Here is a 26108-nt window from a genome sequence, read left to right on the forward strand (position 1 = left end):
GCGGCCCGGGCGCAGCGCGCCGCGCAAGGCCTATCAGATTTGATGCAATGCAGCATCTGCCGCTCGGTTAGAGTGTCGCCAGAGACAAGCACATACCGATCCCCAAAGACGCGAAGAGGGCCCGCCCACATGGTGAAGAAAGCGCCACGCCGCACCGCAGAACGCATTCTGGAAGTCACGCTCGACCTGTTCAACCGGTTCGGCGAACCCAACGTCTCCACCACGCTCATCTCCGCCGAGCTGCGCATCAGCCCCGGCAACCTGTACTACCACTACCCTGCCAAGGACGAGCTGATCAACGCGCTGTTCGATCGCTACGAGCAGTCGCTCAACGAACTGCTGGCCGCCGCCGACGGGGTGCGCAACGTGGAGGACGCCTGGTTCTTCATGCACACGCTGTTCGAGCTGATCTGGCAGTACCGCTTTCTGTACCGCGACTTGAACGACCTTCTGTCCAAGAACCGGCGCCTGGAGACGCACTTCCAGGCCATCCTGAAGAACAAGACCCGTGCGGTGCGCGCCATGCTGGACGGCATGGGCCGTGCGGACGCGCTGCACATCGACACGCGCGAGCTGGAGGCCACGGCGACCAGCATGGTCGTGGTGCTCACCTACTGGCTCAGCTTCGAATACGTGCGCGACCCGCGCCGGGCCCTGGAGCCCGAGAGCGCGCAGGCGGCGCTGCTGCGCGGCGCCCACCATGTGCTCAACCTGCTGATGCCGTACCTGGAGGCCGGCCAGCGCGCGCACCTGCTGCAGCTCGTGGAGGCCTACGCCGCAGCGCCCGGCTGACGGGCCTGGGCTGCCCGCCACCACCCCCATACCTTCACCAACAAGAACCTCAGGAGACACAGACCATGGCCAAGTGGACCTCTTTCCCACACGCTGGTGAATACACGTTCGATGCTGCGAGCATCAAGAAGCAATGGGCGCGCCTGCACAACGGCGACGCCGAGCCCGTCCCCAAAGAGCCGGCCGTGCTGCAGGCCTGGGCACTGTTCCACAGCGGCGACTTCGAGAAGGCCGCCGCGGCCGGCATCGCCGCGGGCGGCGCGGGCATCACCGTCGCCAACAAGGCCACGGCGATCTATGCCAACTACCTGGAGCAAAAGGAAAAGACGCGGCTCGACCTCTTCATGCAGGTGGCAGAGCGCGCCGCAGCGCAGGCCGCGGCAGAGCCCGGCAATGCCAACGCCTGGTACTGGCACGCGTATGCGCTGGGCCGCTACAGCCAGGGCATCAGCGTGGCCAAGGCGCTGGCGCAGGGCCTGGGCGGCAAGGTGAAGGAATCGCTGGAAAAAGCCATCGCCCTGTCGCCCAAGCATGCCGACGCCCGCATCGCCCTGGGCGCCTTCCATGCCGAGGTGATCGACAAGGTGGGCTCGCTGATCGGCGGCATGACCTATGGAGCCAAGAAGGACACGGGCCTGAAGCTGTTCCAGGAGGCGCTCAAGCTCAACCCCGGCTCGGCCATCGGCATGATCGAATACGCCAACGCGCTGGTCATGCTGGAAGGCGACAAGAAGATGAAGGAAGCCACCCAGCTGTACGAGAAGGCCGCCGCGAGCGAGCCGGTCGACGCGATGGAGCGCCTGGACATCGAGATGGCGCGCGCGGAGCTGGAAGAAGAGTAAGGGGGCATCCCCCTGAGGCGCTTTGCGCCTTCCCCCTTCTCTCGGATCACTGCGTGATTCGGGAAGGGGGACACCGCCAGCGCCCGCAAGCGAGGCGCCGCCTTTGCGGCTTGGCGGCCCTTGCGCGGCGGTCGCTGGTCTGGGCAGCGACCGTTTCCACAGGTCGTGTGCAAAGAAACGCTCTTCCAGAGACTGAGCCGTCGAAGGATGGATAGGAACCACTCGGAGCCAGTGGAGGCCTACACCTCAAGATCTCACGCACAGCCGCCTGCAGCGGCAGCTCTCAGCCCCCGAATCGCCGCGCGGCGATCTCCAGCAGTCCGTCGAAGATCAGGTTGTCCACCAGCTCGAAGGGGCGGGTCATGCTGGGCGCCATCTTCCAGCCCGCGCCGCCGGTCATCAGGCAGGCCGGCTCCTCGCCGCAGTGCTGGATCACGTGCTGCACCATGCGCTCCACGGCCCCTGCGATGGCATAGGTGCCGCCGCTGGTGAGCGCGTCGCTGGTGTTGGTGGGGAACATGCGCACCTCGCCCGTGGGCACATGCAGGCCTGCGGTGCCGGACTCCAGCGCCCGCAGCATGATGCCGTGGCCAGGCAGGATCAGCCCGCCCATGAAGCGGCCCTGGGCATCGATGCACTCCACCGTGACCGCCGTGCCCACCATCACCACCACCAGCGGGCGCGCGGGTCCCTGGCGCAGCACATGGTGGCGCGCGCCGACCATCGCCACCCAGCGGTCCGAGCCCAGGCGCGACGGATGGTCGTAGCCGTTGACCAGCCCCGCTTCTTCCGTGGACGAGACCACCCACGAGGGCTGCACGTCCCAGATCTCCATCTGCTCCTGCACGCGCCGCTTGACGGCATCGCCGGCCACCACGCAGCCCAGCATGCGCTCGGGGTGGCGCAGCGGCGCCCAGCTGCCTTCGGCGAGCCGGTCGATGTTGTCCAGGAATTCGGCGCCATGGGCCAGCAACGGGGCCCCGGGACGGGGTGCGTCGTACAAGGCCCACTTGAGGCGGGTGTTGCCGACGTCGATGGCCAGAAAAGTCATGCGGCGGATTATCACGAGTTTTGCCGCGCACCCTGATTCGGGGGCGACACAGGGCAACCCAGGGCAACAAGGGCCGAGACGGGGCGCGCCGCGGACGGTCGCCGGCGCGGTATTGTCAAAAATCGTTTCACGTCCCTGTCCGACACGGAGGGCGCGGGCTTTGCCGCTACATTGGTCCTTCCTGTTTTTGTTTCACTCTAGGAGGTACGACATGGGTCTTTTCAGTTTCATCAAGGAAGCCGGCGAAAAACTGTTCGGCGGCAAGGAAGCCCAGGCGGCCACTGCAGCAGCCCCCACGCAGGATGAACTCAACACCAAGGCGGCCAAGGCCATCGAGGCCTACATCGCGTCGCAAAGCCTGGGCGCCACCAACGTGCAGGTGGCCTTCGACGGCACGCAGGGCAAGGTCACCGTGAAGGGCACGGCCCCCACGCAGTCGGCGAAAGAAAAGGTCACCCTGTGCTGCGGCAACGTGGCCAACGTGACCAGCGTCGAAAACCTGATGGACGTGACCAACCCCGAGCCCGAAGCCCAGTACCACGACGTGGTGCGCGGCGACACGCTCTCGGCCATCGCCAAGAAGTTCTACGGCGATGCCAACAAGTACCCCGTGATCTTCGAGGCCAACAAGCCCATGCTGAGCCACCCGGACAAGATCTATCCAGGCCAGAAGCTGCGCATCCCCGCGGCTAAATAACCCCCTGAGTCGCCTTCGGCACCTTCCCCCATGGGGGACGCACCCGGTGGCCCGGCAAAGCCGGTTCCACGGGAAGGATGGGTCACCCCCTTAGCCGCTGCGCGTCTTCCCCCAAGGGGGACGCACCCGGTGGCCCGGCAAAGCCGGTTCCACGGGAAGGATGGGTCACCCCCTTAGCCGCTGCGCGCCTTCCCCCAAGGGGGACGCACCCGGTGGCTCGGCAAAGCCGGTTCCACGGGTGCACTGGCGGAGGGCGGGGGAAATATCGCGCGGCGGGTCGGCGCTATCGCTGGGCCGTCCAACACCGTCGAATTCAAAGAAAAATAGCTGCTACCGCTTGATGGACAAGCGCTAGCAGCTATTTTTTTAGGAGCATCAGCTCTGCTTCCATGGCAGGCCGTGGAAGCGCCAGCCGCCGCGTTGGCCGCGGTGGCCCTGGGCGTCGGGGTCGCCTTCGAAGCCTTCGAGGATGTTGTAGGCGGTCAGGCCCAGTTCCGTGGCGCGGCGGGCGGCGGCGATGGAGCGTACGCCGCTGCGGCACAGCAGCACGGCGGGGGTGCCGGCAGGGACTGCGGCGCGGATCTGTGCGTCGAAGTCGGGGTTCATGGCCATGCCGGGCCACTGCTTCCAGGCCACGGCCGCGGCGCCGGGCACCTGGCCGACCCAGTCGCGCTCGGCGTCGCTGCGCACGTCCACCAGCACGGCCTGGCCGGCCTCGACCCATTGCCAGGCCTGCTGCGGGGAAACATCGCCGGCGTATCCGTCGGCGGGGCTGATCGTCGGGCTTGCTGTCATCGGTCCACTCCTTCGTGTCTCAGTCTCGGGCCTTCACCACAGCGGCGCGGGCTCTTCGCGCAGGTGGCTGCGCAGCTGCGCGTAGTCGGGCACCACCGTGGCCACGGTGTCCCAAAAGCGCGGGCTGTGGTCCATCACGCGCAGGTGGGCCAGCTCGTGCGCCACCACGTAGTCGATGATGGCCGGGCGGTAATGCAGCAGCCGCCAGTTCAGGCGGATGGAGCCATCGGCCTTGGCGCTGCCCCAGCGGGTCTGCGCGCTCGACAGGCGCAGGCTGGCCCAGCGCACGCCCAGCAGCGGCGCAAAGTGGTCGAGCCGCGCGGTGAAGTGGCGGCGGGCATCGCGCATCAGCCAGGCCTGCACGGCATCGCGGATCTGCGCGGGGCTGGCGCTGTGGGGCAGGCCGATGTGCAGGCTGCGGGCTTCGGCCGGGGCTGCGCCTTCCGGCGCGGCAGCGCCGGGCACCTGGGGGGGCGAAGACGGCGCAGCCGACACCAGCGCCCCACCCTTGCCGGTGAAGCCGTGGCTCGGGTCCAGCACCACGGTGAGCGGCTCGCCCAGGTACGGCAGCACGGCGCCATGGGCCCAGACGATGCGCCCGCCTTCCATGCGCTGCTGGCGCTCACGCGCTTCCGACAGCTTACGCAGGATCCAGTCGGCCTTCTCGCGCAATGCTGCGTCCACGGCCGACAGCGTGACCCAGCTGGGCGCGCGCACCGCCAGCCCGTCGGCGCCCACGGTGAAGCCGATGGTGCGGCGCCGCGCCCGCGCCAGGGCATAGCCCACCACGGCGTCGCCCAGCAGCACCTCGCGGTTGGCCTGCGGATGGCGGAATTCGGCGGGGGACAGCAGCGAGGGCAGCGGCACGCCCGGGGTGTGCACGGGGGGCGTGCGGACGGCCGGGGGGGCAACGGCCGGGGCCGCGTCCGCTATATTTTCAGTAGCACCTCCCGCCCTTCCCTGGCGCGGCAGAGGCACTTTCGGTACGGAGGGGGGGCTGGCAGGCGGCACACCGGGCGCCCCGGGCGCTGCGGCACCCGCCGCTGCCGGGGGCGGGTCGAACAGGTCGAGCGCCAGTTGCACCAGCCGCTGCATCACGGTGGATTACTTCCCGGGCGTGGGGGTGGTGACGCCGGTGGCAGCGGTGCTGGCGGCGGGATATGCCTCGGGGTCCAGGCGGCGCATCTCGGCCTCGATCCAGGCCTCCACCTCGCGCATCAGCTCTTCGGGCTGGCGGCCGGCACTGGGGATGGGCTTGCCGATGGACACGTCCACCACGCCGGGGCGCTTGATGAACGCCTTGCGCGGCCACACCTTGGCGGACGTCACCGCGATCGGCACCACCGGCGCGCCGGTGTCGATGGCCAGGCGCGTGCCGCCGGTCTTGTAGTTGCCCTTCTGGCCCCGCTCGATGCGGGTGCCTTCGGGGAACATGATGATCCAGATGCCCTTGTCCAGCAGCTTCTTGCCTTGCTGCACGACCTTGTTGAACGCCTGCGTGCGCTGGTTGCGGTCGATGTGGATCATGTCCAGCCGGCCGATGGACCAGCCGAAGAACGGCACGTGCAGCAGCTCCTTCTTGAACACGTACGCCAGGGGGCGCGGCATGATCGACGGCATCAGGAAGGTCTCGTACGTGGACTGGTGCTTGACCAGCAGCACCGCCCCGGCGTTCTCGCCCTGCGGCAGGTTCTCCATGCCCATCACGTTGGCCCGCACGCCCAGGATCACCCGGGCGCTGCTGATGCACAGCGACAGCCACGCCCGCGCAATGCGGTAGAGCGGGCGCCCGCGCATGCCGAACAACGAGCCCAGCATGATGGCCAGCGTGTAGGGCACCACGGTGATGCCCATCCAGAGGAAGTGAAGGAGAGAACGGATGAAAGCCATGGAGTAAATCAAGCCTTTTAGGCCGCTACCGCTTGATGGACAAGCGCCAGCAGATATCAATTAAATAGCATCGGGTGGAACCGCGGGAGCCAGTGCAGCGGCGGCGGGCGGTGCGGGCACCGGCACGGCAGGCAGCAGCCGGTCCACAAAATCGTTCAGGCTCGCATGCAGCACGGTGCCGGGCGGGAAGCCCTCCGGCACCGCGCCGCGGGCATCGACCCGGGCCGACTGGCCGGTGCAGACCAGGTGCAGCTGCTGGGCCCCGGCGGCGGCGCCCGCCTGCAGGTGCGCGGCGCAGCTGCCCACCATCTGCACATCGTGCCGCTCCACACCGTAGCGGTCGCAGATCTGCTCGATCAGCCCCGGCGCGGGCTTGCGGCAGGCGCAGTCCTCGTCGGGCGCGTGGGGGCAGTAGAACACCGCATCGATGCGCCCGCCCACCGCGGCCAGCTGGCGGTGCATCTTGGCGTGGATGGCGTTGATGGCCATCACGTCAAACAGCCCGCGCCCCAGGCCCGGCTGGTTGGTGGCGACCACCACATGCCAGCCCGCGTGGTTGAGCCGCGCAATGGCTTCGAGCGCGCCGGGCACGGCGGTCCACTCGTCGGCGGTGGTGATGAAGTCCTCCCCCAGCGGATTGAGGGTGCCGTCGCGGTCGAGGATGGCGAGTTTCATGGGGCTTGGTTACCTTGTGAGAATCGCCAGCCTATCAGCTTGGGCCATCCGGTCAAACGGCCAGGCGGGAAAGATCCGCGACGCGGTTCATCGCGTTGTGCAGCATCTTGAGCAGGCCCAGGCGGTTCATCCGCACATCCAGCTGCTCGGCGTTGACCATCACGTCGTCGAAGAACGCATCCACCGGCGCGCGCAGCACAGCCAGGGTCTGCAGGCTGGCGGTGTAGTCGCCCACGTCGAACTGGGCGTTGGCTTCGGGCACGAAGCGCTGCAGCGCGGCGTACAGGTCCTGCTCGGCCTTTTCCTGCAGCAGCTCGGGGTTCACGTGGGCATCCACCGGGCCTTCGACCTCGGCCTTTTTCAGGATGTTGCCCACGCGCTTGTTGGCCGCGGCCAGGGCCGGGCTTTCGGGCAGTGCGGCAAAGGCGCGCACGGCCGCCAGCTGCTTCTCGACCAGGGCCAGGCGCTGCGGGCGCAGGGCCATGACGGCGTCCACTTCCTGCGCGCGGTAGCCCTGCTCGCGCAGGCTGCCGGCAAGGCGGTCGTAGATGAAGTCGGCCAGGGGCGCCGATGCGTCGGTGATCTTGTCGCCAAAGGCGGGCACCGCACTGGCGAGCAGGCCGTTGAGCTGCAGCGGCAGGTCTTTTTCGACCAGCATGCGGACCACGCCCAGCGCATGGCGGCGCAGCGCGAACGGGTCGCGGTCGCCCGTGGGCAGGTTGCCGATGCCGAACATGCCCACCAGGGTTTCGAGCTTGTCGGCCAGCGCCACCACCACGCCGGCGGTGTTGCGCGGCAGCGTGTCGCCCGCGAAGCGGGGCTTGTAGTGGTCTTCGATGGCGTGCGCCACGGTCTCGCCCAGGCCGTCGTTCAGGGCGTAGTAGCCGCCCATGATGCCCTGCAGCTCGGGGAACTCGCCCACCATGTCGGTCACGAGGTCGGTCTTGGCGAGTTGCGCGGCTTTGTCGGCATCGGCCACCAGGGCGGCGTCGCCCAGTTGCGTGGCGATGGCTTTGGCTATTGACCTAACGCGCTCCACGCGCTCGCCCTGCGTGCCGAGCTTGTTGTGATAGACCACCTTACCGAGGCCCTCGACGCGCGAGGCCAGGGTCTTCTTGCGGTCCTGGTCGAAGAAGAACTTCGCGTCGGCCAGGCGCGGGCGCACCACGCGCTCGTTGCCGCCGGTCACGAAGCTCGTGTCTTCGGGGCTGATGTTGCTCACCACCAGGAACTTGTGGGTGAGCTTGCCCGCGGCGTCCAGCAGCGGAAAGTACTTCTGGTTGGCCTTCATCGTGAGGATCAGGCATTCCTGCGGCACGTCGAGGAACTCGGTCTCGAACGAGCAGGTGACCACGTTGGGCCGCTCGACCAGCGCGGTCACTTCGTCGAGCAGCGCCTCGTCTTCGATGGGGCGCGCGCCGTTGCCCACCTGGGCGGCGGCCGCGGCCAGCTGGCGGGCGATCTCGGCCTTGCGCTCGGCAAAGGAGGCGATCACGGCGCCGTCTTTTCGCAGCGTGGCGGCGTAGCTGTCGGCGTCGGCCAGCACCACGGGCGACACGGCGGCTTCAAACCGGTGGCCCTGCGTGCTGTGGCCCGCCGACAGGCCCAGCGCCTTCACCGGCACCACGGTGCTGCCGTGCAGCGCGACCAGGCCGTGCGCGGGGCGCACGAAGTTCACGCTGGTCCAGCCGGGCAGTTCGCAGTCGGTCTCGAGCTGGTAGCTCATGACCTTGGGGATGGGCAGCTTGGCAATCGCCTCCTGCAGCGCTTTCTGCAGGCCGTCCTGCAGCGTAGCGCCAGGCACCACGCTGTCGTAGAACAGCGCCTCGGCCTTGCCGTCCTGCGCGCGCTTGAGCGCCGCCACGGCGGCTGCCGGGTCGGACACATCCGCGCCCAGGGCCTGCAGCTTTTTGAGCAGTGCCGGGCTCGCGTTGCCGCTGGCGTCGAGCCCCACGGCCACAGGCATGAGCTTTTGCTGCACGGCCTTGTCGGCGGCCTTGTCGGCCACGCCGGTCACGTGCGCGGCCAGGCGGCGGGGCGATGCAAAGGGCGTGACCACGGACGCTGCCGTGGCCAGGCCCTGCGCCTTGAGCTGGTCGCCCAGCACGGTGGCAAAGGCATCGCCCAGCTTTTGCAGCGCCTTGGGCGGCAGCTCTTCGACAAACAGTTCTACGAGAAGGTTTTGGGTCGTCGTCATGTTGTTGTTCTCTTTCGTCCGCTCAGGCTGCCTTCTTGGCCATTTGCTCCACCCACTCGCGCGGCGCCATGGGGAAGCCCAGGCGCTCGCGGCTCTCGTAGTAGCTTTGCGCCACGGCACGGGCCAGGTTGCGGATGCGGCCGATGTACGCGGCCCGCTCGGTCACGCTGATCGCGCCGCGCGCATCCAGCAGGTTGAAGCTGTGCGCGGCCTTGAGCACCTGCTCGTAGGCGGGCAGCGCCAGCTGCTGCTCCATCAGGTACTTGGCCTGCTTTTCGTGCGCGTTGAAGGCGGTGAACAAGAAGTCCGCGTCGCTGTGCTCGAAGTTGTAGGTGGACTGCTCGACCTCGTTTTGCTTGTAGACATCGCCATAGCTCAGCGTGTCGGTCCACTTCAGGTTGTAGACGTTGTCCACGCCCTGCAGGTACATCGCCAGGCGCTCCAGGCCATAGGTGATCTCGCCCGTGGCGGGCTTGCAGTCGATGCCGCCGACCTGCTGGAAGTAAGTGAACTGCGTCACCTCCATGCCGTTGAGCCACACCTCCCAGCCCAGGCCCCAGGCGCCCAGCGTGGGGTTCTCCCAGTCGTCCTCGACGAAGCGGATGTCGTTCTTCTTGAGGTCGAAACCGAGGGCTTCGAGCGAACCCAGGTACAGCTCCAGGATGTTGGCTGGCGCGGGCTTCAGGACCACCTGGTACTGGTAGTAGTGCTGCAGCCGGTTGGGGTTCTCGCCATAGCGGCCGTCCTTGGGGCGGCGGCTGGGCTGCACGTAGGCGGCCTTCCAGGGCTCCGGCCCGATGGCGCGCAGGAAGGTGGCGGTGTGCGAGGTGCCGGCGCCCACTTCCATGTCGTAGGGCTGCAAAAGAGCGCAACCCTGCGCGTCCCAGTAGGACTGCAGCTTCAGAATGATTTGCTGGAATGTCAACATGGCGTCTGTGGCACTGGCAAGCCAGGGCCGGGCAAGTAGGAGGAGAAAAAGAAAACGATGCAAGGCGTTGGCGCGACGCCTGCTGACCACCCCAGGCAGCACGGACGGGCATCGCACACGCGAACCGATCATTTTACGGCGCCGCAGCAAGGCCGCCCTGCAAACACCGCGACGCCAGCGCCAGTTGCTGCCAGCAGCCAGAGGTCCAAACCGCCCGCCCCATGAAAAAAGGCCAGGGCCCTCGTGGAGCCCCAGCCTTTCCAACCCATCCGCGCCGCCCATAAGCCACCGCGTGCAGGTGCCGCCCTTGCAGGCAACCATCGGCGCACAGCAGTGCGCCAAATCAATAAAAATCCGTCGCCCGACTCGCACAACCCAACGCCCAACTGGACGCGCCGTCATCGCGCGAGCACCCGTGGATCTGGCTTGGCCAGGCCACCGGGTGCGTCCCCCCTCCGGGGGGAAGGCGCGCAGCGCCTCAGGGGGGCTTCAATACTCCCAGAAAATCCGCTGCAGTTCCTTGCTGTCATTGGTCTTGGTCAGGGCCACCATCGCCAGGATGCGGGCCTTTTGCGGGCGCAGGTCGTGCGCCACCACCCAGTCGTACTTGTCGTCGGGCTGCTCGGCATTGCGCAGCACAAAGCCGTCCGGCACGCGGGCCGAGCGGATCACCTGCACGCCCTTGCCGCGCAGGGCCTTGAGCGAATCCACCGCCTGGGCGGCCACCGAGCCGTTGCCGGTGCCGGCGTGGATCAGCGCCTTCACGGCGGCCTTGCTGTAGGCCTCGATGCCGGTGGTGTTCATGTTGCCGTAGCCGTACACGATGTCCACCGCCGGCAGGGCCTGGATCTCGTCGATGTTGAACTCGGAATTGGCGGTGTGGCGCTTGACGGGCGCGCGGAACCAGTAGTTCTTGCCTTCCACCACCATGCCCAGCGGGCCCCACTGGCTCTTGAAGGCCTCGGTCTTGATGTTGATGGTCTTGCTCACGTCGCGGCCGCTCTGGATCTCGTCGTTCATGGTGACGAGCACGCCCTTGCCAGCCGCGTCCTTGCTGGCCGCCACGCTCACGGCGTCGTACAGGTTCAGCGCGCCGTCGGCCGACAGGGCCGTGCCGGGGCGCATGGAGCCGACCACGACGATCGGCTTGTTGGTGCGCACCACCAGGTTCAGGAAGTAGGCGGTTTCTTCCAGCGTGTCGGTGCCGTGGGTGATGACGATGCCGTCCACGTCGGCCTGCTTGGACAGGGCCGAGACGCGCTGGCCGAGCTTGAGCAGATGCTCGTTGGTGAAGCTCTCGGACGCGATCTGGAACACCTGCTCGCCAGAGACCTTGGCGACGCTGGCCAGCTCGGGCAGGCCGGCCAGCAGCTTGTCGACGGGCACCTTGGCCGCAGCGTAGGTGGCGCTGTTGGCCGCCGATGCACCGGCGCCGGCAATGGTGCCGCCCGTGGCCAGCACCACAACGTGGGGCTGGGCGGCCTGGGCCATGGCCACGGCGGACGCGGCCGAGAGCAGCAGGCCGGCCAGCCAGCGGTGGGCAGCAACAGCGGCAGGTGGGGAAATACGCATGATGGAAAGTCTCCTGGAACAGGTGTGTCGTGTTGTGTGTCACGGCGCCTTTGTGGCCACCGCGCCGCTTTCGAGCGGTGGCGCATCCTATGAGAGATCGACACACACCGTTGCGGAATAATCAGCACCCCCATGTGAATTTCACTCACACCCCCAAAACCAGGGACCGACGTATGAACCTGCGGCAGCTGGAAGTTTTTCAGGCGGTGCTCCAGACCGGCAACATGAGCGCGGCGGCGCGGCTGCTGTGCATCACGCCGTCGGCCATCAGCAAGGCGGTGGCGCACACCGAGCTGCAGCTGGGCTACCGCCTGTTCGTGCGCACGCCGGCGGGCCTGACCCCCACGCCCGAGGCGCAGGTGCTGGCCTCCGAATCCACCGGCATCCACCGCCAGCTGGACGCATTGCGCCGCACCGCCCGCAACCTGGCTGCCAGCGACACTGGCGATGTGCGGCTGGCCGCGATCCCGGCGGTGAGCCACGAGTTCTTGCCGCTGCTGCTGCAGCAGCACGCGCTGCGCTACCCGCAGGTGGGCGTGGAGGTGCGCACCATCCACCAGGACCAGATGACACAGGCGCTGCTCACGCGCAGCGTGGACTTCTGCCTGGGGTTCTACAAGCACCCGCATCCGCAGATCCGCAGCGACCTGCTGGTGAGCGGGCGCATGTACCTGGCGGTGGCCGAGGCGCTGTGGAGCCGCGCGCCCCGCGCCACCTCGCACAGCGCCCGGCTGGCGCAGGTGCCGGTGATCCGCCTGGTGGGGGATGATCCCATGCGCCAGTCCATCGACGAGATCGCGCAGCGCCTGGGCACGCCGGCGGGGCCGGGCATCCAGGTGCAGACATCGCGCCTGGCGCTGGAGCTGGTGCGACTGGGCATGGGCTGGACGGTGGTCGACTTTCTGACCGCCACGCGCCTGGACCCGGCGAGCATGGTCACGCTGGAGTTGCACGAGCTGCCGCCGATCTCGCTGTACAGCTACCACGCACGATCGTCGCCACCGGGCCTGCAGGCCACGCGCATGCTGGCGATGCTGCCGGGGGTGCTGCATGCAGCCCTCTCGGGCCAGCCTCCTCGGCGGGCATGAAAAAACCCGCACACCCGTGGGCCGGGTGGCGGGTGGAGAGCTATCGCAGGTATCCAGCGGCTGCGTCTTTCATCAACGGCCTGGGCCATCGCGAGGCTCCCGCCGCGGGCAGCCAAGCAAGGCCGCCCCGCCGCACCGGCTGCGTCCCCCTTCCCGAATTGCGCAGCCATTCGAGAGAAGGGGGAAGGCGCGAAGCGCCTCAGGCGGATCGCTCAAGCACTCCAGCGGCGCAGCACCAGGCTGGCGTTGGTGCCGCCAAAGCCGAAGCTGTTGGACAGCACCGTGGTCAGGTCCGCATCGCGGGTCTGCGTGACCAGCGGCATGGAGCCCAGCGCGGGGTCGGGCGTGTCCACGTTGGCCGAGCCGGCGATGAAACCCTTGTTCAGCATGATCATGCAGTAGATGGCCTCTTGCACACCCGTGGCGCCCAGCGAGTGGCCGGTGAGCGACTTGGTGGACGAGAACGGCGGCACCTTGTCGCCGAACAGCGCCTGCATGGCCCGCACTTCCTGCATGTCGCCCACGGGCGTGGAGGTGCCGTGGGTGTTGATGTAGTCGATGGGCGCATCAAGCCCCTCCATCGCCTGCTTCATGCAGGCAATGGCACCGTCGCCCGACGGGGCCACCATGTCTTCGCCGTCGCTGGTGGCGCCAAAGCCCACCACTTCGGCCAGGATGGTGGCGCCGCGCGCCTGGGCGTGCTCCAGGCTCTCCAGCACCACGGCGCCGCCGCCGCCGGCGATCACGAAGCCGTCACGGTTGGCGTCGTAGGCGCGCGAGGCTTTCTCGGGCGTGTCGTTGTACTTGCTGGACATGGCGCCCATGCCGTCGAACAGCAGCGACATGCCCCAGGACAGCTCTTCGCCGCCGCCTGCGAACATCACGTCCTGCATGCCCCAGGCGATCTGCTGCGCGGCCGCGCCGATGCAGTGCGCCGACGTGGAGCAGGCAGACGTGATGGAGTAGTTGATGCCCTTGACCTTGAAGTTGGTCGCCAGGCATGCGGACACGGTGGAGCTCATGCAGCGCGTGACCTGGTAGGGCCCCACGCGGCGGATGCCCTTTTCGCGCAGCGTGTCGGCCGCCTCGATCTGGTTGTTGGGCGAGCCGCCGCCCGAACCCATGATGAGGCCGGTGCGCGGGTGGCTGACCTGCTCGGGCGTGAGGCCGGCCTGGACAATCGCGTCTTCCAGGGCGATCTGCGCGTACGCCGCGGCATCGCCCATGAAGCGCAGCTGCTTGCGGTCGATGCGCGACTCGATGTCGATCTCGGGCGCGCCGCCCACCTGGCTGCGCAGGCCCAGTTCCTTGAACTTTTCGACGGCCTTGATGCCGCTCTTGCTGGCGCGCAGCGAGGCCTCCACCGTGGCCAGGTCGTTGCCAATGCACGAGACGATGCCCGCGCCGGTGATGACTACGCGTTTCATGCTGCTGCTCCTGGTGCCCCCGCAGCCTGTTCCTCGCGCTTGAACAAGCCCACGCGCAGGTCATTGGCCACGTAGATTTCCTGGCCATCGGCCAGAAGGCGTGCATCGCCAATCGCCATGACCAGCTTGCGCTTGATCACGCGCTTGATGTCGATTTCGTAGGTCACGAGTTTCACGTTGGGGCCCACTTCGCCGGTGAACTTCACTTCACCAGCCCCGAGCGCCCGGCCCTTGCCCGGCAGGCGCAGCCAGGTCAGGTAAAAGCCGATCAGCTGCCACATGGCATCGAGCCCGAGGCACCCGGGCATGACCGGGTCGCCCTGGAAGTGGCAGGCAAAGAACCACAGGTCGGGACGCACGTCCAGTTCGGCGCGGATCTTTCCCAGACCGTGCTCGCCGCCATCGCTGTCGATGTGCGTGATGCGGTCGAACATCAGCATGGGCGGCAGCGGCAGGCGGCCACTGTCGGCGCCGAACAGCCGGCCCTCACCCGAGGCGATCAGTTGTTCGTAGGAAAAGGAATCAGCCATCTTCAGTCGTGCTCCAGAACGGCGGGTTGGCCCGCCTCAAATCATCGTTGTAACCCACATAAAACCCACACAAGCCCCCGCTTGTGGGGCTCCATTATCAAGGCAGCAGGCGCCGCGGCGCGTTTTGGCCTACCTGGGCGCCAGGGCTCCCCGCCGCGCGCTGACGTGGATCAAGCCGCCTCCACCGTCCGCCGCCGCCGGGCCACCGCCGCAAAGACCACCGCCACGCCGCCCAGTATCCACAGCGGCCACAGCCCCCAGCGTGACACCCACCAGGCGTACGGCGTGATCGCCCAGCCCTCTTGCGCATCGAGCCCGCGGCCCCGCACCTCGCCCAGCAGAACGCCGCGGGTGTGGCGCTCCAGGGCGTGCGTCACCACCCCGCGGTGGTCGATGATGGCCGTGGCCCCGGTGTTGGTGGCGCGCACCATGGGGCGCTCGAACTCCAGGGCCCGCATGCGGCTGATGTGCAGGTGCTGGTCGATGGCCACCGTGTTGCCGAACCAGCCGATGTTGCTGAAATTGACGAACACCGTGGGCGCCTGGGCCGGGTCGATGAAGCGGGCGCCCAGCTCTTCGCCGAACAGATCCTCGTAGCAGATGTTGGGCGCTATGCGCTGGCCCGCCCAGGCGAACGAAGCCTGGCCCACCGCGCCGCGGTTGAAGTCGCCCAGCGGGATGTCCATCATGGCGGTGAACCACTTGAAGAACGGCGGGATGAACTCGCCAAACGGCACCAGGTGGTGCTTGTCGTAGCGGTACGGCTTGCCAGGCGGGGCCACGCCCGCGCCCATGCCCAGCACGGTGTTGGTGTAGCCGACGGTCTCGTCGCCCATCGGAATGCCCACCAGCGCCGCCTGCGGGCCCTGGGCATAGCGCTGCTCGATGCCCTCGAGATACCCCGGAATCAGTTGCTGAGGCAGCAGCGGGATGGCGGTTTCAGGCGCCACCACCAGGTCGGCCCGGGCCTCCTGCAGTTGCCCGGCGTACCACTGGAGGGCCAGCGGCACGCCGCTGCCCGGCTGGAATTTCTCGTCCTGCGGGATGTTGCCCTGAAGCAACGCGAGGGTCAGGGGCTTGGCCTGCGCATGGGGGGGCGTGTGGCACAGGTTCACCGCGCAAAAGCGGTCGGCCGTGGCCGCTGCCAGCAGCACCGCGGCGGCGGCCGGCGCCACCCAGGTGCGCCAGCGGCCCAGGTCCGCGCCACGCAACTGCACCACGTACATCGCCAGCGCCGCGGCCACGGCGCCCACACCGTAGACGCCGATATAGCGCGCCAGGGCCGCCAGTGGACCGTCGACGTGCGCGTAGCCCCCTGCGCCCCAGGGAAAGCCCGTCCACAGCGTGCCGCGCGCCAGTTCGGCCAGCAGCCAGAATGCTCCGAAAAATATAGCACCCAGAGCACGACTGGAGGGTGACAGGCGGCAAAAAAGTCCCAGCATCGCGGCGTAGTAGCTGGCCAAAAACGCCGCCAGCCCCAGCACCGCCGCCACCGCCAGCGGGGCCGCGAGCCCCCCGTAGGTGTGCATGGAAATGAACAGCCACCAGAACGTGCCGCACAGCCACGCGGTGGCAAAAAGCCCGCCCGTCATCGCGCCGCGCCGCCAGCCGATGGCCTGCGTCGGGGACGGCCGCACCAGCCAGGCCAGCACCGCCATCGACAGCAGCTGCAGCCACCACAGCGGCTCGCCGCTGCCGGGCCAGGCCAGCGACGCGGCCTGGGCCAGGCCCGCGGCCACCGCCAGCACCGCCTGCGGGACCAGCGGCAGTCCCGCAGATGCTCGGACGCGCGCCATCACTCGCCGCTGGCGCCGGGCTCTTGCGCCCGCGACACCTTGAACCAGCGCACCGCCCCACCCTTGGTGTGCAGCACGACGAAGTTCAGCCCCGACAGTTGCAGATGTTCGCCCCGCTTGGGCACGTGGCCCATTTCATGGGCGATGAGGCCGCCGATGGTGTCGAAGTGCTCTCCGGGGTCGCTGCCCTGGATCAGCACGTCGAACGCCTCGCAGACACGCTCGATGGAGGTGTCGCCGCTCACGCGGTAGGTGTGGTCGGCCAGGCCGAAGATGTCGCCGTCGTCCTCGGGGATGTCGAACTCGTCCTCGATCTCACCCACGATCTGCTCGAGCACGTCTTCGATGGTAATGAGCCCCGCCACGCGGCCGAACTCGTCGATCACTATCGCCAGATGGCTGCGGTTGCCGCGGAACTCGCGCAGCAGGTCGTTCAGGCCCTTGCTCTCGGGCACGAAGATGGCGGGGCGCAGCAGCGCGCGGATGTTGAGCTCGGGCGCCCGCTGCAGCTTGAGCAGGTCCTTGGCCAGCAGGATGCCGATGATGTTCTCGCGCTCGCCCTGGTACACCGGAAAGCGCGAGTGCGCGGTGTGGATGACCAGGTTGAGCAGGTCTTCGAACGGTGCTTCGATGTTGATCAGATCCATCCGCGGCGCGGCGACCATCACGTCGCCCGCCGTCATGTCGGCCATGCGGATCACGCGCTCGAGCATCACACGCGCTTCGGCGCCAATGACCTCGTTGTCTTCGGCCTCGGCCAGGGTCTCGATGAGTTCTTCCGTGGAGTCCGGGCCGGGGTGGATGAACTCGGCCACTTTCTGCAGGAAGGTGCGCTTGTCTTCCCTTTCGGGCGGTCGCCCAGGGTGCGCGGGGTGCGGCTCGGACACTGTCTTGGAGTGCAGGACGTGCGGTAGTGGATCAGGCCCCTAGGATAGCGGATTGTTGTGACAGGGCGTCGCTCGCCGTGCACCGGCCCCGCACCCGCCCATCGCCACGACCGTCCCGCGGGCGGGGCGGATGCATGCCCCCGCCGTTCATTCGGCCGACTGGTGGCGCGCGTGCTGCACGCCGCTGCGCACTTCCTGCACGTTGGCCAGGAAATCCCAGAACTGCTTGGCCTGCTTCTTGAGCTGGTAGTCCACCTCGGCGAACTGCTGGCCCACGATCTCGGCCATGCGGGTGTCAAAGCTGGCGGGCGGAATCTGCAGGTACGCCTCGGACTCCGAGCCGTCGCGGCGCACCGTGGCACCGGCGCTGCGTGCGATCTTGAGCATGGCCGTGTTTTCGGACAGCGCATGGATGAACACCATGTTCACGCCTTCGTTGCGGGCGTGCATCACGGCGCGCTCGAACAGCCGGGCGCCGAACCCGCGGCCCCGGGCCTGCTTGAGCACAGACACGCCGAATTCCGCGCAGTGCTTGTGCTCGGGGTGTTCGGAAAAAGCCAGATGGGCCATCGCGATGAGTTCGAGGCGGCGGTTGTAGATGCCGAAGATCTCGTCGCGGTTGAAATCGAGTTGCTCGGCGTAGCGGCGGATCTGCTCGTCGTTGGCCGCGTAGCCGAACCGCAGGTAGCGGTCCGACGGCTCCAGCTGCAACAGATGCTGGGTGATGCGCTCGCGGTACGAGGGCCCCAGGGCACGGATGGGAACCATCACGGGAACCTCCTTCTTGACGCGGCTTTCCGCCGCCGATGGAGCACCTGTCACAGGGCGCAGCATGCCCCTGCCTACGTACCAGGATGCCTTGAGCCAGTCTTTCGTTGCGAACATGGATCGAATATAAGGGTTTTCCCTCATTATTTCCACACTTTTTGTTGCATTGCAGCAAAGTAGTGAGGTGACTCAGTTTACGGCCGCAAATGGCATTTGCGCTTGCTGGCATTTCGTCGTATGCTATTAAAAATATAGCAAACATCGCCGTGACGGCCCCGCAACAGTCCCTGACGCGACCTTTGCGCTACCGGCGATGCCGCGCATACAGCACATCGGGAGCCCGAACAGGCGACAGAAGCGGCGCGACCACCTGGCTACTTTGCAACCAACGGGCTATCAGGCATCCGGAGCAGATCCAGAGGGTGTGATCTTGCAGGATCGCCCTGCAATGCCGGGGCAACTACACAGTCGCCCGCGGGTAGCACACCTCGCGCTTGCCCCGCATTCCCATCAACGCCACGTGGAAGCCGGAGCACCGCAACGCGGTCAACCAACAGCGCCACATGGTCGCCCAACTGAAGGTCCAGTTGTTTCAAGCGTTCGGTGTCGCCAACCTTGACATTGCCCTCCCATGCCTCGATGCGCACTGACTGCATGTTTTTCGCACTGACTTCGAGCAGAGGATTCTTACCTTTCGTCGCACGCTCATCGCATGCAGCGTCGTTTTTGTCCGCTGAGGCCGGCCCGCCAGCCGCACAACGACCGCATTGCGTCGATTGCAGGTCCAGATGGGCCACCTCGCCACGCACCTCCACGGAACGGCCGGAGACCTGTAGGCGCTCTACAGGCTCCAGGGCCTCCACCAACGCATGCGAAAGCGCCAAGCCCTGGAAGTGCTTCGGCAGCTTGATTTTGCCGATCCATTGGTCTTGCACGTCGGAAGTCTCCGCGTTCTGGGGGAGTTCCCGGGGCTTCCAGCGCAGAACCAGGGTGTCGCCCTCGCGTACCACTGTCAGCGGCGGCTCGGCATGCCAACCGGGCCGTTCTTGTGCCCGTGCCCCTTTGCGGCGGCCTTCTCGTCGAAGGTGAAGACTTAGAGTGATATCGCTTGTATTGCTTAGCACGACACGCGTTGGGGGCACATAGCCTTGTGCGTCGTCGGAATCGCCATCGATGCGCAGTCGCGTAACGCCTATCAGTTGTGCAGCAGGGATGGTGTATTCGCGGCTGTCGCCGTCCTTGGACTTGAAGCGGTCCATCCCGCTGATGGCCAGCAGGACCCAGAACATGACGAACACGCCGGCAAAGAGCCAGGGGCCCAGCTTGCGCGGCGCGCCCGCCCGGGAGCGAAACCGCGCCATCACGTGAGCTCCTTTTCGCGCAGGTGCTGGTAGGTTTGCCACCACAGCAGCATCGGCAGGGCCAGCCAGAGCGCGGCGTTCAGTGCATGGGTCTCGGCGCCCAGCGTTGCAGCCCCGTCCCGCCACCAGGCAAAGAGCACCTCGTCCCGCGGACGCGACAGCACGGAGACCATGACCGTGGCGATGAACAGCACCACGCCGAGCACCAAGGTCTTGAGCATCGCCACCTTGCGAAAGTACAGCGAGCCCGTCACGGCCGCCCCCTGCAGGGCCCAGGCGGCAATGAAGAGCCCCCATTGCTGCGGGATGCTGAGCAGGGCTTCGCGCAGCGGCTGGCGCAGCAACGGCACGAAGAGCGCGTAGTTCTGCGGATCGAGGTTGGCAGGGTCCGCCCAGGCCGCCCGCATCGCCAGCGCCACACCCTGCGCAGGCCACGAGATCGCCAGGAACAACAGTGTGTAGGCCACGGGGTATCCGACGACCACGATGCCTACGCACAGCAGCCACTTTTCCAGCACCGACGCCGGACGCATCAACACCAGCAGCGCGGACTCGCGCCGCGCCATGCTGTCGAAGTACCGCCCCGCAAACACGAACCCCGTGAGGTACAGCCCCCAGAAGTAGAAGGCCGACTGCCCCCCGGTCACAAACACTTCTCCGCGCGACACGCTCAGGCTGAACACCAGCAGCACGCAGTACAGGATGCCCGTCACCAGCAGGTGGCCCAGGTACTGCCGCGTGTGCTCCGCCCAGTGGGCACGGGCCAGCAGCGTGAAGCGGTGCCACGAAAACGAGGCGCTGCCTGCGCTCGACAGTGGTGTGGATGCGGGTGCAGATGGGTGGTTGTTTGCGTTGCTCATGCCGTCTCCCTGGCCGCCGGGGCCGCGCGCAGCGGGGCCAGTGCCTGCAGCACCTGGTCCCGGTTCAGGCTCAGCGCCTTGTACAAAAGCTCCAGCTGCACCGAGCTGCCTGTCGGCACGGTCGCGCCAGGCTCGTTGGAGCGCAGAGCGACATAGGCCAGTTGCTGGCCGATGCGCTCCTGGTACAGCAGCGCGCCGCCCGCCTGCACGCGCGCAGCGTCGTCGTCCTGCGCCACGCCCATGTGCAGCCAGCGCGCCAGCTCGTCCATGCGCGCCGACAGCGCCAGCCGCCCCTGGTCGATGAACCAGATGTGACTCAGGATGCTCTCCAGGTCGTGCGCCTGGTGGGTGCTGATGAGCACCGCGCGGTGCGCGTGCTCGGGGCGCTGCAGGAGCTTGCGAAACTGTGTGCGGCCCACGATGTCGAGGCCGTTGGTGGGCTCGTCCATCAGCAGCAGCGGCGTGCATGTGGCCAGGGCGAAGGCAATGGCGGCCTTCTTTTTCTGCCCCAGGCTCATGGACTCGAACCGCGCGGTGGCCGGCACCTCCAGCTCCGCCAGGTACTCGTTCAGCAGCGCGTTTGAAAAGCGCGGGTAGAACACGCCCTGCGTGGCGGCCAGTTGCGCGCACGTCAGGTTGGGCAGGTGGAATTCTTCCGGCACGATGTAGATGGACGCCAGCAGGTCCGCAGCGCGTGCGCGGGGGTTGCGCCCCAGCACCTGCAAGTGCCCGGCCCAGGGCGTGAGCAGGCCGCAGATCAGCTTGAGCAGCGTGGACTTGCCACTGCCGTTGCGCCCGAAAAGGCCGTAGATGCCGGGCTGCTCCACACGGGCGGCAAAGCCGTCATACAGCAGGTGTCGGCCATAGCCGAACTGCAGGTTGTCGATAGCGATCATGAACAATCCGTAACACCCCCGGGGCCGAGGGCGCGCGGATTGTCACACAGGCTCGGAAGGTGCTTGCGCGGGGCTCAGACAGGCACTGCGGTGGTCGCCTTCACGCGGTCGAGCACGAAGCTCGTCTTGCAATCCTGCACGCTCGGGTGCTTGAGCAGCGTGTCCATGATGAAGCGGCTGTAGTGCGCCATGTCGGCCACCACCACGCGCAGCAGGTAGTCCATCTCGCCGGTGAGCGACGCGCATTCCACCACCTCGGGCCAGGTCTGCACGCTCGCGCGAAACAGGTCCATGGGGTTGCGCTTGTGGCTTTCGGTGTGCTTTTCCAGCCGCACGTTGAGGTACGCCGTGAGCCCCAGACCCACCGCCTCGGGCGGGACCAGCGCCACGTAGCGCTCGATCACGCCGCTGTCCTCCAGACGCTTGACGCGGCGCAGCACGGCGCTGGGCGACAGGCCCACCTGCTCGCCGATGACGTCATACGTCTCGCGGCCGTTTTCCTGCAGACGGCGCAGGATGGCGCGGTCCAGCTTGTCGAGTGCGTCAAAGGCTTTCATGGCGCAGGATTCTACGAAATTGCACAGATTTTCGGCCGCCATGTTGCGGGCTCGGGTATGTCCCGATAGTGACAAGCGCCGCTCCCACGAAGAATGAATCCTGCAAAAAAGAACGACCGTTCTATTTTGCAAATACAAGAAATCACATCACTGGAGACAAACACATGACAGGATTTTTGAGCCGCTTTCTGCGGCGACTGGTGCTGGCGGCGACCGCGGGGCTTTTGCTGCTGGGGGCAGGTGCGCACGCACAAAGCGGCTACACGCAGACGCGCTACCCCATCGTGCTGGTGCACGGGCTGTTCGGCTTCGACTCGGCCCTGGGCATCGACTACTTCTACGGCATCCCCGACGCGCTGCGCCAGGGCGGCGCCAAGGTCTACGTGGCCCAGGTCTCGGCGGCCAACAGCAGCGAGGTGCGCGGCGAGCAATTGCTGGCGCAGGTCAAGACCATCCTGGCGATCACGGGCGCGGGCAAGGTCAACCTGGTCGGCCACTCGCATGGCGGGCCCACCACGCGCTATGTGGCGGGCGTGGCGCCGCAGCTGGTGGCCTCGGTCACCTCCATCGGGGGCGTGAACAAGGGCTCGCGCGTCGCCGACATCCTGCGCGGCGTGGCGCCGGCGGGGTCGGTGTCGGAAACCGTGGCCAACGCCGCGGCCAAGGCGCTGGTCAGCCTGATCAACCTCACCTCCGGCGGCACCGGCCTGCCGCAGATGCCCACCGCCGCACTGGACTCGCTCACCACCGCGGGCCTGGCCAGCTTCAACCGCCGCTTCCCGCAGGGCCTGCCCAGCGGCTGCGGCAGCGGGGCCGAGCTGGTCAACGGCGTGCGCTACTACTCGTGGACGGGCACGCAGCCGCTGACCAATGTGCTCGACGCCAGCGACGGCCTGCTCAGCGTGCTGAGCCTGGTGTTCGGCGAAGCCAACGACGGCCTGGTGTCGGCCTGCTCGTCGCGCCTGGGCAAGCACCTGGGCGACTACCGCCAGAACCACCTGGACGAGGTGAACCAGCTGGTGGGCCTGCGCGACTGGTTCTCCATCGACCCGGTGACGCTGTACCGCCAGCACGCCAACCGCCTGAAGGCACAGGGCCTGTAAGCCATGCAGCGCAGCCGCGTGATCGCAGGGGTGGCCGTGCTGGCCGCCGTGGCCGGGGCTGCGCTCTGGTGGTTTCAACCCGCCCCTGAGGCCGGTGCACCCGGCACGGCGGTCCTCGGCGCGCCGCCCACCGCAGAGCGGCAGGCCGCGGCCCTGGGCGCCGCTGCGCCGGGCGGGGGCGCGCCCGGCAGCGCCGTGGGCGCACGGCGATCTGCCGCGGACGCGGACCTGTCCGACCCCCTGCTCGTCCAGGGCCTGCGCGACACGCTCGAAGCCCTGCTGATGGAAGCCGGCGACGTGAGCGACCCGGCCGCCCTCAAGCAGCGCCTGGCCGCCCTGGTGGGCCGGCACTTTCCGGCGGCACTGGCCGCACGGGCGCTGGCGCTGGCAGAGCGCTATGTGGACTACCGCGTGGCGCTGGGTCAGCTCAAAAGCCCAGCTGCAACGCAGGACCTGAACGACCCGCGCGCGCTGCGCGATGCCATGCAGGCGCGGGACAAGGTGCGCCTGCAGTTCTTCGACGGCGCCGAATACGACGCGCTCTTCGCGCGCGAAGCCGCACTGGACCGCTACACCCTGGCGCGCCTGGAGATCGCACGCAACACCGGCCTTAGCCCCGAGCAGCGGGCCCAGGCCCTGCAGGCCGCCGACAGCGAACTGCCCCCGGAGCGCCGCGCAGAGCGCGCTGCATCTACAGAACACATGGCGGCGGCCGCCCAGACCGCCGCTTTCAATGCGCAGAACGCGAGCGACCTCACGCGCCACCAGGCCCGCAGCGCCCAGTACGGCGAGGCCGCCGCCCACGCGCTGGCGCAGCTCGACCGCGACGAGCAGCACTGGCAGCAGCGGCTCGACCAGTACAGCCAGGCCCGCGCGCAGCAGGGCGACCAGAGCGCCGCGGCGCAGCAACTGCGCCAGCAGCTGTTCAGCAGCGAAGAGCAGCAGCGCCTTGATGCGGCGCTGGCGCTGCGCAGGCTGGGTACAGCGCCCGCGGGCTCCTGAGCGCGACGCTGCCACGCCCAGGCTTTCGACGCCACAGCGCTCCCGGATTGCGCCAAATTTTGACCATTCGCAAGATTCCTGCAAATCACGAGCTCCGGCGTCTTGATTACGCCAGAAACATGAGGCCATGCGCGCCTACAGTCGATGCCATTCACCCCACCACGAATGCCGGAGACACCCCATGAACGCCGCCCTGCCGCAAGAAACCGCCGCCCAGCTCGAAGCCTGGGACAACCCCATGGGGCTGATGGGCTTCGAGTTCATCGAGTTCACCTCGCCCACGCCCGGCGTGCTGGAGGCGGTGTTTGAAAAACTGGGCTTCACGCTGATCGCCAAGCACCGCTCCAAGGACGTGGTGCTGTACCGCCAGAACGGCATCAACTTCATCCTGAACCGTGAACCCCACAGCCAGGCGGCCTACTTCGGCGCCGAGCACGGCCCTTCGGCCTGCGGCCTGGCGTTTCGCGTGAAGGATGCGCACAAGGCGTACAACCGCGCGCTGGAGCTGGGCGCCCAGCCCATCGAGATCCCGACCGGCCCGATGGAGCTGCGCCTGCCCGCCATCAAGGGCATCGGCGGTGCGCCGCTGTATCTGATCGACCGGTTCGAAGACGGCAAGTCCATCTACGACATCGACTTCGAATTCATCGAAGGCGTGGACCGCCGCCCCGTGGGCCACGGCCTGAACCTGATCGACCACCTCACGCACAACGTGTACCGGGGCCGCATGGGTTTCTGGGCCAACTTCTACGAAAAGCTGTTCAACTTCCGCGAGATCCGCTACTTCGACATCCAGGGCGAGTACACGGGCCTGACGTCCAAGGCCATGACCGCGCCCGACGGCAAGATCCGCATCCCGCTGAACGAAGAGTCCAAGCAGGGCGGCGGCCAGATCGAAGAATTCCTGATGCAGTTCAACGGTGAAGGCATCCAGCACATCGCCCTCATCTGCGACAACCTGCAGGACGTGGTGGACAAGCTGGGCATGGCCGGCGTCTCGCTGGCCACCGCGCCCAACGACGTCTACTACGAGATGCTGGACACCCGCCTGCCCGGCCACGGCCAGCCGGTGGCCGAGCTGCAGTCGCGCGGCATCCTGCTGGACGGCACCACGGCCGACGGCACGCCGCGGCTCTTGCTGCAGATCTTCTCCACGCCCATGCTGGGCCCCGTGTTCTTCGAGTTCATCCAGCGCGAGGGCGACTACCGCGACGGCTTCGGCGAGGGCAACTTCAAGGCGCTGTTCGAATCGCTGGAACGCGACCAGATTCGCCGCGGTGTGCTGAACACCTGAGACGTCAGACATCCTTGGGTTAACCCTGGGCAGGTGCCTATACTGCGCGCTCCCTGGAACTCAAAAGGATCCCGATGTCGCTCCGTACTCTCTGGCTGTCCAGCATCGTCCTGGCTGCTGCTGCAGCAGCAGCCATGCCCGCCCTGGCACAAAACCCCGCCGCCCCGCTCACCATCGTGGTCCCCTACCCTGCGGGCGGCCCGCTCGACATCTCGGCCCGCATCGTGGCCGAAGGCACGACCCAGTTGGGCCCCATCACGGTGGAGAACAAGCCGGGCGCGGGCGGCAACACCGGGGCGGACCAGGTCGCCAAGGCCGGCAAGACCAGCAACCAGGTGCTGATGGGCGCGGTGGCCACCCACGCGGTGAACCCGTGGCTGTACAAGAACTTTCCGTACAACCCCATCAAGGACTTCAAGCCCCTGGTGCTGGTGGCGCGCACGCCCAACGTGCTGGTGGTGAACGCGGAGAACGCCGCCAAGCTCGGCATCAAGACCACGCCGGACCTGGTGCAGTACCTCAAGAAGAACCCGAACCAGTTCAAGTACGGCTCGGGCGGCAACGGCAGCATCGGCCACATCGCGGCCGAGATGTTCGAGTCGCTCACCAACACCAAGATGGACCACACGCCGTTCCAGGGCTCCAAGCCCGCGCTCGCGGCGCTGGAGTCCGGCCAGGTACTGCTGGTGTTCGACAACCTGGCGTCGGCCCTGCCGCAGATCCAGTCGGGCAAGTTCCTGGCGCTGGGCGTGACCACGCTGAGCCGCAACGAGGCGCTGCCCAACGTGCCCAGCATCAACGACAGCGTGCAGGGCTTCAACGTGTCCACCTGGTTCGGCCTGTTCGCCCCGGCCTCGCTGCCCGACGCAGACGCGCGCCGCTACGCCACCGCCTTTGCGGCGGCCATGCATTCGCCCGCCGGCAAGGAGAAGTTCAAGAAGATGGGCATCGCGCCCGAAGAGCTCACGCTCGACACGTTCGCCCAGTTCGTGCGCTCGGAAAACAGCAAGTACGAGTTCCTGATCCGGGCCGCAAAGATCAAGATCGATTAAGCAGCCGCCAGGGCAGGTGCGCGCCACCCCGGCGCGCGGTCAGGGCGG

25 protein-coding genes are annotated in these 26108 nt (G+C 67.4%); 8 read left to right on the forward strand and 17 right to left on the reverse strand.

Features of this window, described 5'->3' with window-relative positions; translation table 11 throughout:
* Positions 1–129 precede the first annotated feature (129 nt).
* Complete coding sequence (locus ASG27_RS04080; RefSeq protein WP_056413963.1) at positions 130–792, forward strand: TetR/AcrR family transcriptional regulator; 663 nt, start codon at positions 130–132, stop codon at positions 790–792.
* Positions 793–857: 65 nt separating this feature from the next.
* On the forward strand, positions 858–1634 hold the full coding sequence (locus tag ASG27_RS04085) for a hypothetical protein (RefSeq protein WP_056164107.1): 777 nt from the start codon (positions 858–860) through the stop codon (positions 1632–1634).
* A gap of 283 nt (positions 1635–1917) precedes the next feature.
* On the opposite strand, the gene ASG27_RS04090 is transcribed toward ASG27_RS04085, so the two are convergent.
* Complete coding sequence (locus ASG27_RS04090) at positions 1918–2685, reverse strand: type III pantothenate kinase (RefSeq protein WP_056164110.1); 768 nt, start codon at positions 2683–2685, stop codon at positions 1918–1920.
* 211 nt (positions 2686–2896) lie between these two features.
* Between ASG27_RS04090 and lysM the strand changes: the two genes are divergently transcribed.
* Entirely contained in the window at positions 2897–3382 is a 486-nt protein-coding gene (gene lysM, locus ASG27_RS04095) for a peptidoglycan-binding protein LysM (RefSeq protein WP_056413966.1), read from the forward strand.
* A 375-nt stretch (positions 3383–3757) separates the two neighbouring features.
* Here the strand turns inward: lysM and ASG27_RS04100 are convergent, their stop codons facing one another.
* The 7 genes from ASG27_RS04100 to ASG27_RS04130 all read right to left on the reverse strand — a co-directional run bounded on the left by ASG27_RS04100 (position 3758) and on the right by ASG27_RS04130 (position 11439).
* On the reverse strand, positions 3758–4177 hold the full coding sequence (locus ASG27_RS04100) for a rhodanese-like domain-containing protein (RefSeq protein WP_056413968.1): 420 nt from the start codon (positions 4175–4177) through the stop codon (positions 3758–3760).
* Positions 4178–4210: 33 nt separating this feature from the next.
* Positions 4211–5272, reverse strand: a complete 1062-nt coding sequence (locus ASG27_RS04105) for a M48 family metallopeptidase (RefSeq protein ID WP_056413970.1) — start codon at positions 5270–5272, stop codon at positions 4211–4213.
* A 9-nt stretch (positions 5273–5281) separates the two neighbouring features.
* Complete coding sequence (locus ASG27_RS04110) at positions 5282–6067, reverse strand: lysophospholipid acyltransferase family protein (RefSeq protein WP_056413973.1); 786 nt, start codon at positions 6065–6067, stop codon at positions 5282–5284.
* Between the two features lie 60 nt (positions 6068–6127).
* Entirely contained in the window at positions 6128–6742 is a 615-nt protein-coding gene (gene gmhB, locus ASG27_RS04115; RefSeq protein WP_056413976.1) for a D-glycero-beta-D-manno-heptose 1,7-bisphosphate 7-phosphatase, read from the reverse strand.
* Between the two features lie 52 nt (positions 6743–6794).
* On the reverse strand, positions 6795–8939 hold the full coding sequence (gene glyS / locus ASG27_RS04120; RefSeq protein ID WP_056413979.1) for a glycine--tRNA ligase subunit beta: 2145 nt from the start codon (positions 8937–8939) through the stop codon (positions 6795–6797).
* A 22-nt stretch (positions 8940–8961) separates the two neighbouring features.
* Positions 8962–9867 (reverse strand): glycine--tRNA ligase subunit alpha, encoded by a 906-nt coding sequence (gene glyQ, locus ASG27_RS04125; RefSeq protein ID WP_056413984.1) that lies wholly within the window; start codon positions 9865–9867, stop codon positions 8962–8964.
* A gap of 489 nt (positions 9868–10356) precedes the next feature.
* Entirely contained in the window at positions 10357–11439 is a 1083-nt protein-coding gene (locus ASG27_RS04130) for a type II asparaginase (protein WP_056413987.1), read from the reverse strand.
* Between the two features lie 173 nt (positions 11440–11612).
* On the opposite strand from ASG27_RS04130, the gene ASG27_RS04135 reads away from it, so the two are divergent.
* Positions 11613–12527: a LysR family transcriptional regulator gene (locus ASG27_RS04135; RefSeq protein WP_056413988.1), complete on the forward strand. Its 915-nt coding sequence runs from the start codon at positions 11613–11615 to the stop codon at positions 12525–12527.
* Between the two features lie 212 nt (positions 12528–12739).
* Here ASG27_RS04135 and fabB read toward each other — a convergent pair whose 3' ends face one another.
* From fabB to ASG27_RS04180, 9 genes are all read right to left on the reverse strand, one after another.
* Positions 12740–13954, reverse strand: coding sequence for a beta-ketoacyl-ACP synthase I (gene fabB / locus ASG27_RS04140; protein ID WP_056413990.1), 1215 nt, complete (start codon positions 13952–13954; stop codon positions 12740–12742).
* Entirely contained in the window at positions 13951–14484 is a 534-nt protein-coding gene (fabA, locus tag ASG27_RS04145; RefSeq protein ID WP_056413993.1) for a 3-hydroxyacyl-[acyl-carrier-protein] dehydratase FabA, read from the reverse strand. The genes fabB and fabA overlap by 4 nt, the downstream gene beginning before the upstream one ends.
* A gap of 170 nt (positions 14485–14654) precedes the next feature.
* Positions 14655–16280, reverse strand: coding sequence for an apolipoprotein N-acyltransferase (lnt, locus tag ASG27_RS04150; RefSeq protein WP_056413996.1), 1626 nt, complete (start codon positions 16278–16280; stop codon positions 14655–14657).
* A complete protein-coding gene (locus tag ASG27_RS04155) occupies positions 16280–17167 on the reverse strand; it encodes an HlyC/CorC family transporter (protein ID WP_056413999.1) in 888 nt (295 codons plus the stop codon). The genes lnt and ASG27_RS04155 overlap by 1 nt, the downstream gene beginning before the upstream one ends.
* A gap of 147 nt (positions 17168–17314) precedes the next feature.
* Positions 17315–18052: a GNAT family N-acetyltransferase gene (locus tag ASG27_RS04160; RefSeq protein ID WP_056414002.1), complete on the reverse strand. Its 738-nt coding sequence runs from the start codon at positions 18050–18052 to the stop codon at positions 17315–17317.
* Positions 18053–18309: 257 nt separating this feature from the next.
* On the reverse strand, positions 18310–19296 hold the full coding sequence (locus ASG27_RS04165; RefSeq protein WP_056414005.1) for a hypothetical protein: 987 nt from the start codon (positions 19294–19296) through the stop codon (positions 18310–18312).
* Positions 19296–20156 carry a hypothetical protein gene (locus ASG27_RS04170; protein ID WP_082485791.1) on the reverse strand — a complete coding sequence of 287 codons (861 nt, stop codon included), beginning with the start codon at positions 20154–20156 and terminating at the stop codon, positions 19296–19298. Before ASG27_RS04170 ends, ASG27_RS04165 begins: the two co-directional genes overlap by 1 nt.
* Entirely contained in the window at positions 20153–21052 is a 900-nt protein-coding gene (locus tag ASG27_RS04175; protein WP_056414208.1) for an ATP-binding cassette domain-containing protein, read from the reverse strand. The genes ASG27_RS04170 and ASG27_RS04175 overlap by 4 nt, the downstream gene beginning before the upstream one ends.
* Before the next feature lie 74 nt (positions 21053–21126).
* A complete protein-coding gene (locus ASG27_RS04180) occupies positions 21127–21609 on the reverse strand; it encodes an Lrp/AsnC family transcriptional regulator (RefSeq protein WP_056166892.1) in 483 nt (160 codons plus the stop codon).
* A 164-nt stretch (positions 21610–21773) separates the two neighbouring features.
* Between ASG27_RS04180 and ASG27_RS04185 the strand changes: the two genes are divergently transcribed.
* From ASG27_RS04185 to ASG27_RS04200, 4 genes are all read left to right on the forward strand, one after another.
* On the forward strand, positions 21774–22712 hold the full coding sequence (locus ASG27_RS04185) for a lipase family alpha/beta hydrolase (protein WP_156370461.1): 939 nt from the start codon (positions 21774–21776) through the stop codon (positions 22710–22712).
* A 3-nt stretch (positions 22713–22715) separates the two neighbouring features.
* Complete coding sequence (locus ASG27_RS04190) at positions 22716–23714, forward strand: lipase secretion chaperone (protein ID WP_056414008.1); 999 nt, start codon at positions 22716–22718, stop codon at positions 23712–23714.
* A gap of 181 nt (positions 23715–23895) precedes the next feature.
* Positions 23896–25008: a 4-hydroxyphenylpyruvate dioxygenase gene (gene hppD, locus ASG27_RS04195; RefSeq protein ID WP_056414011.1), complete on the forward strand. Its 1113-nt coding sequence runs from the start codon at positions 23896–23898 to the stop codon at positions 25006–25008.
* A 74-nt stretch (positions 25009–25082) separates the two neighbouring features.
* Positions 25083–26060 (forward strand): Bug family tripartite tricarboxylate transporter substrate binding protein, encoded by a 978-nt coding sequence (locus tag ASG27_RS04200; protein WP_056414016.1) that lies wholly within the window; start codon positions 25083–25085, stop codon positions 26058–26060.
* Positions 26061–26108: the final 48 nt, after the last annotated feature.

Origin of the sequence: Acidovorax sp. Leaf191, from assembly GCF_001424425.1 — a bacterium.
In the GTDB taxonomy this organism is placed as follows: Bacteria; Pseudomonadota; Gammaproteobacteria; order Burkholderiales; family Burkholderiaceae_C; genus Acidovorax.

What these genes read in the sequence shown, in the direction of transcription:
- ASG27_RS04080 (WP_056413963.1), top strand. Translation starts at nt 130, where the DNA reads ATGGTGAAGAAAGCGCCACGCCGCACCGCAGAACGCATTCTGGAAGTC.
- fabB (WP_056413990.1), bottom strand. Translation starts at nt 13,954, where the DNA reads ATGAAACGCGTAGTCATCACCGGCGCGGGCATCGTCTCGTGCATTGGC.
- ASG27_RS04105 (WP_056413970.1), bottom strand. Translation starts at nt 5,272, where the DNA reads ATGCAGCGGCTGGTGCAACTGGCGCTCGACCTGTTCGACCCGCCCCCG.
- ASG27_RS04110 (WP_056413973.1), bottom strand. Translation starts at nt 6,067, where the DNA reads ATGGCTTTCATCCGTTCTCTCCTTCACTTCCTCTGGATGGGCATCACC.
- ASG27_RS04165 (WP_056414005.1), bottom strand. Translation starts at nt 19,296, where the DNA reads ATGGCGCGGTTTCGCTCCCGGGCGGGCGCGCCGCGCAAGCTGGGCCCC.
- ASG27_RS04130 (WP_056413987.1), bottom strand. Translation starts at nt 11,439, where the DNA reads ATGCGTATTTCCCCACCTGCCGCTGTTGCTGCCCACCGCTGGCTGGCC.
- ASG27_RS04180 (WP_056166892.1), bottom strand. Translation starts at nt 21,609, where the DNA reads ATGAAAGCCTTTGACGCACTCGACAAGCTGGACCGCGCCATCCTGCGC.
- ASG27_RS04085 (WP_056164107.1), top strand. Translation starts at nt 858, where the DNA reads ATGGCCAAGTGGACCTCTTTCCCACACGCTGGTGAATACACGTTCGAT.
- ASG27_RS04175 (WP_056414208.1), bottom strand. Translation starts at nt 21,052, where the DNA reads ATGATCGCTATCGACAACCTGCAGTTCGGCTATGGCCGACACCTGCTG.
- hppD (WP_056414011.1), top strand. Translation starts at nt 23,896, where the DNA reads ATGAACGCCGCCCTGCCGCAAGAAACCGCCGCCCAGCTCGAAGCCTGG.
- ASG27_RS04090 (WP_056164110.1), bottom strand. Translation starts at nt 2,685, where the DNA reads ATGACTTTTCTGGCCATCGACGTCGGCAACACCCGCCTCAAGTGGGCC.
- ASG27_RS04100 (WP_056413968.1), bottom strand. Translation starts at nt 4,177, where the DNA reads ATGACAGCAAGCCCGACGATCAGCCCCGCCGACGGATACGCCGGCGAT.
- ASG27_RS04185 (WP_156370461.1), top strand. Translation starts at nt 21,774, where the DNA reads ATGACAGGATTTTTGAGCCGCTTTCTGCGGCGACTGGTGCTGGCGGCG.
- lnt (WP_056413996.1), bottom strand. Translation starts at nt 16,280, where the DNA reads ATGGCGCGCGTCCGAGCATCTGCGGGACTGCCGCTGGTCCCGCAGGCG.
- glyS (WP_056413979.1), bottom strand. Translation starts at nt 8,939, where the DNA reads ATGACGACGACCCAAAACCTTCTCGTAGAACTGTTTGTCGAAGAGCTG.
- lysM (WP_056413966.1), top strand. Translation starts at nt 2,897, where the DNA reads ATGGGTCTTTTCAGTTTCATCAAGGAAGCCGGCGAAAAACTGTTCGGC.
- fabA (WP_056413993.1), bottom strand. Translation starts at nt 14,484, where the DNA reads ATGGCTGATTCCTTTTCCTACGAACAACTGATCGCCTCGGGTGAGGGC.
- gmhB (WP_056413976.1), bottom strand. Translation starts at nt 6,742, where the DNA reads ATGAAACTCGCCATCCTCGACCGCGACGGCACCCTCAATCCGCTGGGG.
- ASG27_RS04160 (WP_056414002.1), bottom strand. Translation starts at nt 18,052, where the DNA reads ATGTTCGCAACGAAAGACTGGCTCAAGGCATCCTGGTACGTAGGCAGG.
- ASG27_RS04190 (WP_056414008.1), top strand. Translation starts at nt 22,716, where the DNA reads ATGCAGCGCAGCCGCGTGATCGCAGGGGTGGCCGTGCTGGCCGCCGTG.
- glyQ (WP_056413984.1), bottom strand. Translation starts at nt 9,867, where the DNA reads ATGTTGACATTCCAGCAAATCATTCTGAAGCTGCAGTCCTACTGGGAC.
- ASG27_RS04135 (WP_056413988.1), top strand. Translation starts at nt 11,613, where the DNA reads ATGAACCTGCGGCAGCTGGAAGTTTTTCAGGCGGTGCTCCAGACCGGC.
- ASG27_RS04200 (WP_056414016.1), top strand. Translation starts at nt 25,083, where the DNA reads ATGTCGCTCCGTACTCTCTGGCTGTCCAGCATCGTCCTGGCTGCTGCT.
- ASG27_RS04170 (WP_082485791.1), bottom strand. Translation starts at nt 20,156, where the DNA reads ATGAGCAACGCAAACAACCACCCATCTGCACCCGCATCCACACCACTG.